The sequence below is a fragment of the Bradyrhizobium sp. JR4.1 genome (assembly GCF_040548605.1).
Taxonomy (GTDB): Bacteria; Pseudomonadota; Alphaproteobacteria; order Rhizobiales; family Xanthobacteraceae; genus Bradyrhizobium; species Bradyrhizobium canariense.
Window position 1 is genome coordinate 176731 of sequence record NZ_JBEPRY010000011.1, and the last position, 12938, is coordinate 189668.

Annotated in this window: 9 protein-coding genes; 8 read left to right on the plus strand and 1 reads right to left on the minus strand. The window is 63.5% G+C overall.

Annotated elements, in window-relative coordinates:
* The first annotated feature begins 9 nt into the window (after positions 1-9).
* From ABIB90_RS22235 to ABIB90_RS22260, 6 genes are all read left to right on the plus strand, one after another.
* Positions 10-960: an ABC transporter permease gene (locus tag ABIB90_RS22235; protein ID WP_354201373.1), complete on the plus strand. Its 951-nt coding sequence runs from the start codon at positions 10-12 to the stop codon at positions 958-960.
* A 3-nt stretch (positions 961-963) separates the two neighbouring features.
* Positions 964-1839: an ABC transporter permease gene (locus ABIB90_RS22240; protein ID WP_354168190.1), complete on the plus strand. Its 876-nt coding sequence runs from the start codon at positions 964-966 to the stop codon at positions 1837-1839.
* A 57-nt stretch (positions 1840-1896) separates the two neighbouring features.
* Entirely contained in the window at positions 1897-3225 is a 1329-nt protein-coding gene (locus ABIB90_RS22245) for an NAD(P)/FAD-dependent oxidoreductase (RefSeq protein WP_354201374.1), read from the plus strand.
* A 12-nt stretch (positions 3226-3237) separates the two neighbouring features.
* Positions 3238-4164: a 2-hydroxyacid dehydrogenase gene (locus ABIB90_RS22250; RefSeq protein ID WP_354201375.1), complete on the plus strand. Its 927-nt coding sequence runs from the start codon at positions 3238-3240 to the stop codon at positions 4162-4164.
* A gap of 9 nt (positions 4165-4173) precedes the next feature.
* On the plus strand, positions 4174-6042 hold the full coding sequence (locus tag ABIB90_RS22255; protein WP_354201376.1) for an ABC transporter ATP-binding protein: 1869 nt from the start codon (positions 4174-4176) through the stop codon (positions 6040-6042).
* A 270-nt stretch (positions 6043-6312) separates the two neighbouring features.
* Positions 6313-7239 carry an AraC family transcriptional regulator gene (locus ABIB90_RS22260; protein WP_354128914.1) on the plus strand — a complete coding sequence of 309 codons (927 nt, stop codon included), beginning with the start codon at positions 6313-6315 and terminating at the stop codon, positions 7237-7239.
* A 2-nt stretch (positions 7240-7241) separates the two neighbouring features.
* Here ABIB90_RS22260 and ABIB90_RS22265 read toward each other — a convergent pair whose 3' ends face one another.
* A complete protein-coding gene (locus ABIB90_RS22265; RefSeq protein ID WP_354201378.1) occupies positions 7242-8168 on the minus strand; it encodes a catalase family peroxidase in 927 nt (308 codons plus the stop codon).
* Between the two features lie 570 nt (positions 8169-8738).
* Between ABIB90_RS22265 and ABIB90_RS22270 the strand changes: the two genes are divergently transcribed.
* Positions 8739-9254 (plus strand): hypothetical protein, encoded by a 516-nt coding sequence (locus ABIB90_RS22270; protein ID WP_007595598.1) that lies wholly within the window; start codon positions 8739-8741, stop codon positions 9252-9254.
* A 317-nt stretch (positions 9255-9571) separates the two neighbouring features.
* Positions 9572-12901 carry an adenylate/guanylate cyclase domain-containing protein gene (locus ABIB90_RS22275; protein ID WP_354201379.1) on the plus strand — a complete coding sequence of 1110 codons (3330 nt, stop codon included), beginning with the start codon at positions 9572-9574 and terminating at the stop codon, positions 12899-12901.
* Positions 12902-12938 lie beyond the last annotated feature (37 nt).

The following is a 12938-nucleotide window of genomic DNA, read 5'->3' on the forward strand; positions in this document are numbered from 1 at the left end:
TCGCCTGAGATGGCCCGTTACGTCGCCAATCGCCTGGCGCAGGCGATCATGTTGCTGGTGATCGTGTCCGCGATCGGCTTCGCCATTCTGCATCTGGCGCCCGGCGGTCCGCTCTCGCAATTCGCGGCCTCCGCGCAGATGACGCAGGAGGATCTCGATCGCGTCACCAGGCAGCTTGGCCTCGATCGTTCGCTGCCGATCCAGTATCTCGACTGGTTCGGCCGGATGATGAGGGGGGATTGGGGCCACTCGTATCGCGACGGCGAGGCGGTGCTGTCGGTGATCTCGTCGCATCTCGGCGCCACGCTGGAGCTGATGGTGACGGCGACCATCATCGCGGTCCTGCTCGGCTGCTGGATCGGTGTGCTCGGCGCGCTGCGCCGCTATTCGCTGTTCGATTCGCTCGCGACCGTCGGCGCCATGATCGCGCTGTCGATCCCGACCTTCTGGTTCGGACTCGTCACGATTTACATCTTCTCCGTGAAGCTCGGCTGGCTGCCGGCCGGCAACCGCGAGACCGTCGGCGACGGCTCCTTCCTCGACCTTCTGCATCATCTGATCGCGCCGGCCCTGGTGCTGGCGCTGGTCGAGACCGCGATGTGGGGCCGCTTCATGCGTTCCTCGATGCTCGAGGTCATCAACCAGGACTACATTCGCACCGCGCGCGCCAAGGGCATGCCGGAATGGCGCATTCTCACCGTGCATGCGCTGCGCAACGCCCTGCTGCCGATGATCACCGTTGCCGGCCTTCAGTTTCCGACGCTGCTCGGCGGCGCGCTGGTGGCCGAAACTGTGTTCACCTGGCCCGGCATGGGGCGCCTGTTTCTCGATTCCATCGGCTATCGCGACTACCCCGTGGTGATGGGCATTTTGATGTTCTCGGCGATCATGGTGCTGATCGGCTCGCTGCTCGCCGACATCCTCTATGCCGTCGTCGATCCCAGGATACGGGTGGGCTAGGCGATGACGAGCGCAGCCCTCTCGACCGTTCAGCTCGCGCCGGGCCATGCCGCCTGGCGGCGCTTCCGCCGGCACCGGCTCGCGCTCGCGGGCGCCGTGATCATTCTGGTGCTCGTCCTCGGCTCGGCCTTTGGTCCCTATCTGCTGCCGTTCGACGACACCTATATCGATATCATGAAGCGGTTCGCGCCGCCGTTCTCCGGCGCGCACATCCTCGGCACCGACGAGCTCGGTCGCGACGTGCTGGCGCGGCTGATGATGGGCGCGCGCGTCTCGCTGTCGATCGGCTTCGTCGCGATGGTGATGGCGATGGCGGTGGGCATCGTCGTCGGCGCTTTCGCCGGCTTCTTTGGCGGCGTGGTCGGCGCGGTGCTGATGCGGCTGGTCGATGCCATGCTCTGCTTTCCGACCATCTTCCTGCTGCTTGCGCTCGCGGCGCTCATCGAGCCCGGCTTCGTCACCACCACCGTGCTGATCGCGGCAACTGCCTGGATGTGGGTGGCCCGCGTCGTCGAGGCCCAGGTGCGCTCGCTGCGGGAACGCGAGTTTGCGGTAGCTGCACTCGCGTTCGGCTCGTCGAACCTGCGGATCATGTTCCGCGAACTGGTGCCCAATGCGATCGCGCCCATCGTGGTGGCGGCGACGCTGAACGTCGCCAAGTCGATCCTGCTGGAATCCTATCTCAGCTATCTCGGTTATGGCATCCAGCCGCCGGCCGCGAGCCTCGGCAACATGCTCAACAACGCGCAGATCTATCTTACCAGCGCGCCCTGGCTTGCGATTGCGCCGGGCCTCGCCATCACGCTGGCGGTGACGAGCTTCAACTTTCTCGGCGACGGCCTGCGCGACGCGCTCGATCCGCGAATGAACATCCCATGATCTGCAAACTAGCGATGAGCAAGCTTGCTCCGATCGAACTGAATATCTGGAGTGCCCATGTCCCCGCCGCTCACCCGTATAAACAGCGATGAACGCCTGCCGGCGCAGGTGGACGTCGTGGTCATTGGCGGCGGCGTCATCGGCGTCTCCGCGGCCTATCATCTCGCGAAGAGGGGCCTCTCCGTCGCCCTGGTCGAGAAGGGCCATGTCGGCAGCGAGCAGTCGAGCCGCAATTGGGGCTGGTGCCGCCAGCAGGGCCGTGCGCGTGAGGAGATCCCGCTGGCCCGCGAGGCGCTGCGTCTGTGGGAAGACATGCAGAACGATGCCGGTGTCGATGCCGGTTTCCGCCGCACCGGCGTGCTGTTCCTGACCAAGAGCAAGGACGAGCTCGCCAGCTGGGAGCGATGGGCCGCAACGGCGCGCGAGATGCAGGTCCACTCCACGGTCCTGACGCCGGCGGAGGTCGCCGAGCGTCTGCCCGGCAACGCCGAAAAATGGGTCGGCGGCCTGCACACGCCAAGCGACGGGCGCGCCGAGCCCTCGATGGCCGTGCCTGCGCTTGCGACCGCCGCGCGAAAACACGGCGTCACCATTCATCAGGGCTGCGCCGCGCGTGGGTTGGAGACGCAAGGCGGACGGGTGAGTGCCGTCGTCACCGAGAAGGGCACCATTCGCACGCAATCGGTGCTGCTGTCCGGCGGCGCCTGGTCGTCGCTATTCTGCCGCCGCCACGGCATCGAGCTGCCGATCGGCCTTGTCAATGCGACCGCGTGCCGGACCACGCCCGGGCCGGAGATTACCTCCGGTGCGCTCGGCACCGATTTCTATTGCATCCGCCGCCGCCTCGACGGCGGCTTTACGCTGGCGCTGCGCAACCGCGGCACGGTCGAACTGTCGCCCGATCTGTTCCGCTACGCGCGAACCTTCTGGCCGACCTATCTGCATCGCAAGAACGGGTTGAAACTGTCATTCGGCAAATCCTTCTTCGACCAGCTCACGCGGGGCACCAGTTGGAGCTTGGACAAGCCGTCGCCGTTCGAGACCGAGCGCGTGCGCGATCCCGCGCCTGACATGTCGCTGGTCAATGCCGCGCTGGCTTCGCTGATCAAGTCGAATCCTGAATTGAAGGACATCGAGATCGCGGAAGCCTGGGGCGGCACGATCGACTGCACGCCGGATACCATCCCGGTCATCTCGCCGGTCGACGCCATGCCCGGCTTCTTCCTCGCCACCGGCTTCTCCGGCCACGGCTTCGGCATCGGTCCTGCGGCCGGCAAGCTCGCCGCCGACATCGTGACGGGCGCGACGCCGCTGGTCGATCCCGCGGCCTATAGCCACAAGCGCCTGATTGACGGCCGCCGGCTCGCGCCGGTCAGCCCGTTCTGAGGGCCTTGCGGCATGACGGTTCTCTACAAGGCCAACATGGTTCGCGGCGAGGAGTGGGCGCGCTTCTTCGCCGAGCGCGCGCCCGATATGCCGTTCCGGCTCTGGCCCGACATCGGCGATCCCGCCGACGTCCGCTATCTCGTGGCGTGGGTGCCGCCGGACGACATCGCGACGACTTTCCCAAATCTCGAGCTCGTCTTCTCGGTCGGTGCGGGCGTCGACCAGTTCGACGCGTCAAAAGTTCCGCCGCACATTCCGCTGGTGCGCATGCTGGAGCCGGGCATTGCCGAGACGATGGTCGAATACGTCACCATGGCGGTGCTCGCGCTGCATCGCGACCTCCTGCCCTTCATTGCCCAGCAGAAGGAACAGGTCTGGCGCGAGATCCGGATCACGCCGGCCAAACGTCGGCGCGTCGGCGTGATGGGCCTTGGCCAACTCGGCCAGGCCGTGCTCGAACGGCTCAGAGCTTTCGATTTTCCACTTCTCGGCTGGAATCGCTCGCCGCGCGAGATCGAGGGCGTCGCCTGTTACGCAGGCATGGAGACGTTGCCGGATTTCCTTGTGCAGACCGACATTCTCGTCTGCCTGTTGCCTTTGACCGATGAGACCCGCGGCATCCTGAACGCGGATCTGTTCGCGCGCCTGCCGCGCGGCGCGTCGCTCGTCAACGTCGGGCGTGGCCCGCATCTGGTCGAAGCCGACTTTCTCGCGGCGCTCGACAGCGGCGCGTTGTCGGGTGCCGTCCTCGATGTCGCCGAGCCGGAGCCGCTGCCTGCGGGTCACCCTTTCTGGAGCCATCCGCGCATCCTGGTCACGCCGCACAATGCCAGCATGACCACGCCGGATACGGCGGTCGATTTCGTGCTGGATGTGATCGCGCGCCACCGCCGCGGTGAAGAATTGCCGGGGCGTGTCGATCGTAGTCGTGGCTATTAGGACACTGGCATGAGCAGCGGCGCAAGGATACCTGACCACGTCGCTGCCAACGCGACGTCGCCGGTGCTGTCGGTCTCCGGCCTGACGACGTCCTTCATGCGCGAACGGCAATGGAGTCCCGTCGTCCGCGACGTGTCGTTCGATATTGCCTCGCGGGAAACCGTGGCGATCGTCGGCGAGTCCGGTTCGGGCAAGAGCGTCACCGCGCTCTCGATCATGCGGCTCATTCCGAAGGAGAACGGCCGCGTCGAAGGCAGCGTCCGGCTTGCCGGCCGCGACCTGCTGACGCTGGCCGAAGCGAGCATGAAGGACGTTCGCGGCAACGAAGTCGCCATGATCTTCCAGGAGCCGATGACGAGCCTCAATCCGGTGCTGACCATCGGCTTCCAGATTGCGGAAGCGCTGATCCAGCACCGCGGTCTGTCGCGTGCGGCGGCGGAGGTCGAGACCATCCGCCTGCTCGATCGTGTTCGCATCCCCGCGGCGAAATCGCGCTTCCACGAGCATCCGCATCGCTTCTCCGGCGGCATGCGCCAGCGCGTGATGATCGCGATGGCGCTGGCCTGCAAGCCGAGGCTGCTGATCGCGGATGAGCCGACCACGGCGCTCGACGTCACGATCCAGGCCCAGATCCTGGAGCTTCTGAAGGAGCTTCAGCAGGAAGAGGAGATGTCGATCCTCTTCATCACCCACGACATGGGCGTGGTTGCCGAGATCGCGGACCGCACCGTGGTGATGTATGGCGGGCAGGCGGTGGAAACCGACCATACCTCGCGCATCTTCGCAGCCCCTTCGCATCCCTATACGAGGTCACTGCTCGCGTCCGTGCCGCGCCTCGGCTCGATGGATGGGCGGACGCGGCCGATGCGTTTTCCGATCGTGGACAAGCAAGCGGGAACCTCGGACGAGCCGGCGGAGACGCCCGATACGGTCTCGATTGCCGAGCGACCGCTGCTCGAGGTCTCCAACCTCACGACGCGCTTTCCAATCCGCTCGGGCCTGTTCGGCAAGGTCTCGGGCCGCGTCCATGCGGTCGAGAACATCTCCTTCTCCTTGCGCGCCGGGGAGACGCTGGCGCTGGTCGGCGAATCCGGCTGCGGCAAGTCGACGACGGGCCGCTCCATTCTCAAGCTGACGGAGCCCGACAGCGGCACCGTTCTGGTCGACGGGCAGGATGTGCTGGCGATGAATGCCCGCACCTTGCGTGACTTTCGCAAGCAGATGCAGATCGTGTTCCAGGATCCGTTCGCGAGCCTCAACCCCCGCATGTCGGTGGGAACGGCGATTGCGGCCCCATTGCTCGCGAACGGGCTCGCCACGTCGTCGCAGGCGCGGGAGAAGGTCGCCGACCTGCTCGTTCGCGTTGGTCTCACCGCCGACATGGCCGCGCGCTTTCCGCACGAATTCTCCGGTGGCCAGCGCCAGCGCATCTGCATTGCCCGCGCGCTCGCGCTCGGACCGAAGCTGATCGTCGCGGACGAAGCGGTTTCGGCACTCGATGTTTCGGTCAAGGCGCAGGTCGTCAATCTGATGCTCGATCTTCAGGCCAGCATGGGACTTGCCTATCTCTTCATTTCCCATGATATCGCTGTGGTCGAGCGCATGAGCCATCGCGTCGCGGTGATGTATCTCGGCGAGATCGTCGAGACCGGCCCGCGCGCGGCCCTGTTCGGCAATCCGCAGCATCCCTATACGAAGAAGCTGATGGCGGCCGTGCCGGTGCCCGATCCAGCGCGCCGCGGCACCAGGCGCCAGGTAGCGAACGACGAGATCAGAAGCCCGGTGCGCTCGCCCGATTACCAGCCGCCCGTGCGCCAATATCGCGAGGTGTCGCCGGGCCACGTCGTCCAGGTCTGGGGCGAGGAATGGTCCAACTGACGTGCGCAGGCCGCAAATCCTTTCCAAAATGCACGATGAGGTCGCGCAGCGATCTGCCGGGCAGGTCAACGGTTGTGTCCTTCGCCCTGCCGGGCCTGTGACATCACGCTGAAATCACAATGAAATCATCGCGTCGCGACCCGGTGCGACGGCCGGCCGCGCCAGCTTCGTGCTATGCGCTGCAGCTGGACCGTTGGCCGTCGATCTCCGATAATGCGCGGATCTCGGGAAGGCCGGCGAAGGCGTGCCTTTACGGATGGATTTACTAGAATGACACAAGCAGGCGTCTACGGGCAGAGGCTCGGGCAGGGCCTTCGCTCCGAGCAAGCACCGGTCCTGATCACGCGTTCGCTGCACAGCGCCGAACTCGCGGTCACCGAGGTTCGCAATGACGATCCGACGCCGGATATTTCCGGTTCCCTGGCTGCGGAAGATGCCTATCTCCTCAGCCTGAAACTCCGCGACTATCCGGATTGCGAATGCTGGGAGGAGGGCCGCTGTGTCACCAAGGCGGATGTTCGCGCAGGTGCGACCTATCTGTACGACCTCAAGCGCGACCCGCGCTATGTGATCGACAAGCCGTTTCACTCGCTCTTCTTCTATTTGCCGCGCTCGGCGCTCAACGGCATTGCCAGGCAACCGGGCGGGCCGCGCGTTGGCGAGCTCAGCTACGAGCCAGGTGTCGGTCATGACGACGAGGTCGTTCGACATGTCGGTGCCTCCTTGCGGCAAGGACTGTGCCGGCCCGACGAGACCAACCAGCTTTTCGTCGATCACATGATGCTTGCGCTCACCGCCCATGTCGCCCAGACCTATGGTGGGCTGAAGCCAGCCGCAGAACCGAGCCGCGGCGGTCTCGCGCCATGGCAGGTGAAACGTGCGTGTGACCGGCTCGATTCCGATCTCTCGGGCAAGATCGCGCTGCAGCTGATCGCGACCGAGCTTGGTCTGTCAGTCAGCCACTTCTCACGCGCGTTCCGGATCTCCACCGGACTGCCGCCGCATCAATGGCTGCTTCAGCAGCGCGTGAAGGCGGCCAAGCAACTTATGACAGTTCGCGACCTGCCGTTGTCCGAGATTGCCATCTCGGCCGGATTTGCCAATCAGAGCCATTTCACGCGGGTGTTCTCGTCCATCGTCGGCGTCAGTCCGGGCGCATGGCGCCGCGAAACGGATGGCGGACGGGACAAGACTTGAATTTACCGGCGCTTCGCCAGCGAGATCGTGTAGGCCGTGCGGCGCGCCGCAAAGATCTCGTCCGGCGGATGGCCGATGCCGTCGGCAAGATTGGCAGGATTGAAGATGGAGCCGTCGCAGGCCTCGTTGGCCTCGAGGCTGGTGATGACGATCGTCCCTAGCCGCACCTGCTCACGGTTGTCCTCGTCCGGCCATCGCAGGGTCACGTCCATGGTGGGATCGCCGGGACGGTCGAGCAAGGCCATCACGTTGAAGCGGACATCGCCGGCTGCGATCCTCCGCGCGAGATCGTCATGCAGGAAATCAGCCGACTTCGCCCTCGCTTCGTCCTCGCTCAAGGTGACGTCACCGCCCACAGGCGCGACCTTGAACTTGATGAAGCGGGTTTCACCCTTGGCGTTCGTCGCGGGAAAGGCGTGCACGCCCCAATAGGTCGTGCCGGCAAAGCTGCCGGGCAGCCGGCGTGCCGCGACGTAATTCGCCTGGTTCAGTGTTTCAGGATTGGCCGCGGAAAAGGCCCGGACCTTCTCGATGTCAGGCTTGCCGTCCGCGCCTGGGATGCGCGCCTCGAGGAAGGCGAGCATCTGGTCGAGCGTCCGTGCAAAATGCACCGGAGCGGTTTCCGTCAGGATGTCCGAGCGATGCGCGTCGTCGCCAAGCCTGAAGCTGAAGCCGCGCAGGACGAGATTGTTGGTGTCGGTCACCCCGGGATTGCCGCCGCCAACGGAGAAGCGCGCGAGCACCCGCGACGGCTTTGTGAAGCTCAGCGATCGCGTAATCTCTGCCGCGCGATCGGACGGGGCATAGGTCCCGCGCACACATCGACCCTTGGCGAAGCTCGCGCGCACCTTCGGCGGATTGCCTGCGACCGCCTTCAATGCATCGACGACCGCGGCGGGTGTTGCAGCGGGGGTGGGAAGTTCGGACATGGCTTGGCCTCCGGCGCGAGCGGCATGGCCAGGTTTTAGGTCTGGTGCAGCGCCGGCGTCTTTCCCAAAGCCGCGCTGCCTTGTCCGATCCTGCTGATTGCTTGCTCGCGCTTCGGGAATTCACGTGGGCAAAACATGGTATGAGTGGATAGATCTGATGTCGGCGAGACGCGGGACAACTTGTTTACTGATGGCTCTTTCAGCTCCCGCGCTCCCGGGTCTCGCGACGATGCAGACTTGTCCTCCGGAAATTGTGATCGGATAGAGCAACGGGGAACCGCGTTATGTGAACCGTCTCATATTTCACCACTCTCTTTTCGAGCTATCACTCCCGCAAGAAATTGCCGCACCCGGACTTAACTGACAGGCACGGGTGAGATGCAATGCCTGCGTAGCCGCGTGCTCGCAGCTTTGGATTGGCTCTCGTCTTGCTCACGAGCAAGCCAGCCCCATCACTCAGCACAGATTTTTCAGAAGTTGGAATCAAGGCAATCGCAAAACGCGTCCACGAGGCTGCCTCTATTCGGGGTCGGCCGGTAGGTCGCTACTTACCTAAGAAGGAGACCCCCAATGAAAATTAGTGATGCAATTTCCAGCGCATTTTCCCTAACGAGGGGCTCCGGCAATCTTCGGATCGCTCGTTCCGGTCTGATCAGGTCGGCCCATCTTCTTGAAAGAATTGGGCTCGCAGCCGTTGGGGCCTCTTGCGGCCTCTATGTGGGTGCGGCCCTGTTGCGTGAGAAAGGCGGACTGTTTGAAAGCGGCTGGATCGTGCTGATAACGATGCTCTACGGAGCTCTTAGCTATTACGTCGGAATTGATTTGTCTCGCAGTGTCGCGCGGAAGTCGATTTCGAGCACCTCGGAAGAGTGGAATGGTTCCGAGCCGGCTGAGATCATGAGTGCGGCCGGAACGTTCGGCGCCGCGATTGCCGCAACTCTGTCCGTCAGCATCCTTGTCCTTGATCATAACCCAGCCAATGGGCTGATAGCCTTTGTTGCCGGCTGTTGGGTGGTTGGTTCTTCGCTCCAAGTCGCGGCGGGCACGATGGCTCGCAACTACGAAGCACGCATGGACAAGCAATGAAGGAATTGTGCTCACCCAGTAACGTCTGCTTGGCGTCATGACGAGAGCACAAGCCGCAGCGTTGGATTCGGCTTCAGGTCCCGAGTGAGTCGTGATCACTCATCGCAACCTCTGTCGTGCAACGCTGCGTGAAGACGATGTTGGGTAGCGCAGTCGTTCGCATCGGGCGGCGACCCGGCTTGGAAGCCGTGTCGGTACTGAGTAACCTAAATTATCGCACAACAAACAAGACGTGCCATCATGGCGATGTTGGGATATCGTCCCCGCGCCGTGGTCCAAAATCCTGCTAACCGCCAGCCACACGATCGGTGGAGCCAATGCAGATTGCGGAGTGGCTCGACAAACTGGGGCTTGGGCAATACGCAGAGCGTTTTGCCCAGAATGCAATCGACGTGGGCATCCTCCCCGAACTGATGGACGAGGACTTTGATAAGCTCGGAGTCCTGCTAGGCCATCGCCGCAAAATGCTGCGTGCTATTGCCGACCTCGATCCAGCCGCGTTGATCGCATCGCCGACGCCTCCTCAGGACGCCGAGCGGCGCCACCTCACCGTTATGTTTTGCGATCTGGTCGGCTCGACCGCGCTCTCGGCGCGTCTCGATCCCGAGGATATGTGGGAAGTGATCCGGGCCTACCGCGCCGCCTGCGCGAGCGTCGTTGCGGCTTATGACGGCAGGATAGCCAGGTTCGTCGGCGACGGAATACTCGTCTATTTCGGCTATCCTCGCGCCCACGAGGATGATGCGGAGCGCGCAGTGCGAGCGGGTCTCGACACTATCTCCGCAATTGGGCAGCTCAAAACAGGCGCCGACGAACGGGTTGAACTGCGCATCGCAATTGCGACAGGGCTTGTGGTGGTCGGTGACCTCATCAGCGGAGATGCGTCAGAGGAACAGGCAACCGTCGGCGACACACCAAACCTTGCCGCTCGGCTCCAGAGCCTGGCGGAACCGGGCGCGGTCGTCGTTGCTTCGTCGACGCGCCGGCTGCTTGGTGATCTCTTCACGTTTCGCAATCTCGGCCGCCGTGAGGTCAAGGGCATAGCCGAACCCATCGCAGTCTGGGCGGTGGAGGGAGCGATCGCATCCGAGAGTCGCTTCGAGGCGGTCCGCGCGGTACGCTCGATCGGTTTTGTCGGCCGCAGGGACGAGATCGAGTTCACTCTCTCGCGCCAGCGGCTGGCATGGCAGGGGCAGGGGCAGATGGTATTGATTTCTGGCGAAGCGGGCATCGGCAAGTCGCGCATTGTCGCAACGCTGTCCGAAAGCCCCTCGTTGGGGGCTCACCGCCGGGTGCGATATCAGTGTTCGCCCTACCATATCAACAGTGCGCTCCATCCCTTTGTCGCGCAGCTCGAGCGCGCCGCCGGCATCAGGTCGCACGACACGCCTGGGCAAAAGCTCGACAAGCTCGAGGCAATGCTGGCGCTTGGAACACAGCAGGTCGCCCAAGCGACACCGCTCATTGCGGCTCTCCTTTCGATTCCCACCGACGACCATTGTCCGCCGCTGAGTTTGAGCCCGGCGCAGCAGCGGCGACAGACATTTGCCGCCCTTCTGGATCAGCTTGAGGGGTTGGCGCGAGAGCAACCCCTGCTGATTATCTGCGAGGATATGCATTGGGCCGATGCCACGACACTTGAGCTGTTCGATCTCGCGGTCGATCGGATCAGAGGCCTGCCGATACTCGTGCTCATGACATCCCGGCCAGAGTTCGAGCCCTCCTGGTCGGGCCTTGCCAACGTTAGTCTGTTGCGGCTCGACCGACTCGATCGGCAGGACTCGCGCGCGCTGGTCGAACAGGTGGCCGTTGGTCGTCAGCTGCCACGCGAGATGATGAAGCAGATCATCGATAGGACGGATGGCATCCCACTATTCGTCGAGGAATTGACCAAGATGGTGCTGGAGTCCGGGCTACTCGTCGAAGATGCCGGGCGCTATCGCCTCGATAATCCGCTCCCGCCGCTCGCTATTCCCGCGACGCTGCAGGATTCGCTGATGGCGCGGCTTGACCGGCTGGCCCCGGTCAAGGAGTTGGCGCAGATAGGCGCCGCCATCGGTCGCGATTTTTCATACGCGCTGCTGAGATATGTGGCGGGACGCGATGATCTGACGCTGAGCGCTGCGCTAGCGCAACTCGAAGAGGCCGAACTGCTGGTGCGTCGCGGGGCTCCGCCCGAAGCAAACTATAGTTTCAAGCACGCTCTCGTTCAGGAAGCGGCCTACGAGAGCCTGCTCAAGAGCAAACGGCAGGTGCTTCACAAGCGCATCGGCGATGTCCTGCGCGAGAAGTTTCCAGTCGTCGCCGAGACTGAGCCGGAAGTTCTGGCACACCACTTCACTGAGGCGGGGCTGAACGAGGTCGCCCTCGAATGGTGGCGCAAGGCGGGCCTGCAGGCGCTGAAACGCTCCGCCTATTCCGAGGCGATTGCACATCTCGGCAAGGCGATTGCCGTCGCCGATGAGCTGCCCGATGAGCACGACCGGATGATGAGTAGGCTACATCTTCAAATCGCATATGGCCGTGCATTACGGGGCAGCCTCGGGCACAGCGCTCCCGAAACGGTAGCCGCATGGACGCGCGCCCGACAGTTCGCAGCCGACATCAATGATCCGGTTGAACTTGCGCCAGTCCATTCGGGTCTCTTCAATGCCTGCCTGACACACGGCGAACTCGCGCCGATGCGGGCGCTGGTGGATGCCATCGTGAACGCCGCTGAACGGCGACCGGACTCACCGGTGGCCGCCGTCGTTGCACATTGGACGGGCGGGGTTACCTGCTGGTTCGGGGGCGACTACTTGAACGCGAGAGTACATCTTGAGAAGGCACTAGAGATCTATGGTGACGAGCCGGATCCCGCGACGTTTAGGGGCTCGGCACTGGATCTCCCATTCGTGATCATGAGGTTTCTTGCCCTGGTGCTTTGGCCGCTTGGCAGGATCGCTCGCGCACGTCGCCTCGCCGTGGAAGCGATAAGTGCTTCCGGAGAAAAACGGGCGCTTTCTCAGGCCAATGCGCTTGTTCATCGAGCTGTGTTCGACGGACTATGCGGGGGCATGTTGCAGCAAACAGAGACGATCCTGGCGCTCGGTCTCGCTCGCGACCACACGATGCCGCTGTATGTGGCCGCCGGCACCTACCTGAATGGCCTGGCCAAGTGGCGTGCCGGCGACGGAATGGCCGGGCTAACGGAAATGCGTCGCGGCTGGACCTTGCTGCACGAGAATGACTGCTACCTCTGTGAGCCGTTTTGGGGGATGCATGTCGCGATGGCGGATGCAGAGTCGGGCCGACTCGAAAACGGGCTGGAAATCTTGAGCGGATTGATCGCATGGGCGGGGCAATCCGGTCAGCATTGGCTTGATGCCGAGCTGCATCGCGTCTACGGGGAGCTTTTGTTGCGTCATGATCCTTCGGACCTAGCCAGTGCCGAAAATGCGCTAAACCGAGCGCTGGAAATCGCACGGCACCAACAGGTGAAGACTTTCGAGCTGCGCAGCGCCCTTGGACTTGCACGCCTGCACAAGACAAATGGCCGAGCGGGCGCGGTATCCGAGGTGCTCGCTCCCGTGCTCGCTGAATTCGATGCGGAGCGCAATCTTCCCGAAGTCCTTGAAGCCAGAGAGCTGCTCAAGCAAGTGCATTAGGCACGTGCGGTTTCTCTAGCTGGCCGTTTGGTCAGGA

Coding starts and splice junctions, on each gene's coding strand:
- ABIB90_RS22235 (WP_354201373.1), top strand. CDS start 10: ATGGCCCGTTACGTCGCCAATCGCCTGGCGCAGGCGATCATGTTGCTG.
- ABIB90_RS22260 (WP_354128914.1), top strand. CDS start 6,313: ATGACACAAGCAGGCGTCTACGGGCAGAGGCTCGGGCAGGGCCTTCGC.
- ABIB90_RS22255 (WP_354201376.1), top strand. CDS start 4,174: ATGAGCAGCGGCGCAAGGATACCTGACCACGTCGCTGCCAACGCGACG.
- ABIB90_RS22265 (WP_354201378.1), bottom strand. CDS start 8,168: ATGTCCGAACTTCCCACCCCCGCTGCAACACCCGCCGCGGTCGTCGAT.
- ABIB90_RS22275 (WP_354201379.1), top strand. CDS start 9,572: ATGCAGATTGCGGAGTGGCTCGACAAACTGGGGCTTGGGCAATACGCA.
- ABIB90_RS22270 (WP_007595598.1), top strand. CDS start 8,739: ATGAAAATTAGTGATGCAATTTCCAGCGCATTTTCCCTAACGAGGGGC.
- ABIB90_RS22245 (WP_354201374.1), top strand. CDS start 1,897: ATGTCCCCGCCGCTCACCCGTATAAACAGCGATGAACGCCTGCCGGCG.
- ABIB90_RS22250 (WP_354201375.1), top strand. CDS start 3,238: ATGACGGTTCTCTACAAGGCCAACATGGTTCGCGGCGAGGAGTGGGCG.
- ABIB90_RS22240 (WP_354168190.1), top strand. CDS start 964: ATGACGAGCGCAGCCCTCTCGACCGTTCAGCTCGCGCCGGGCCATGCC.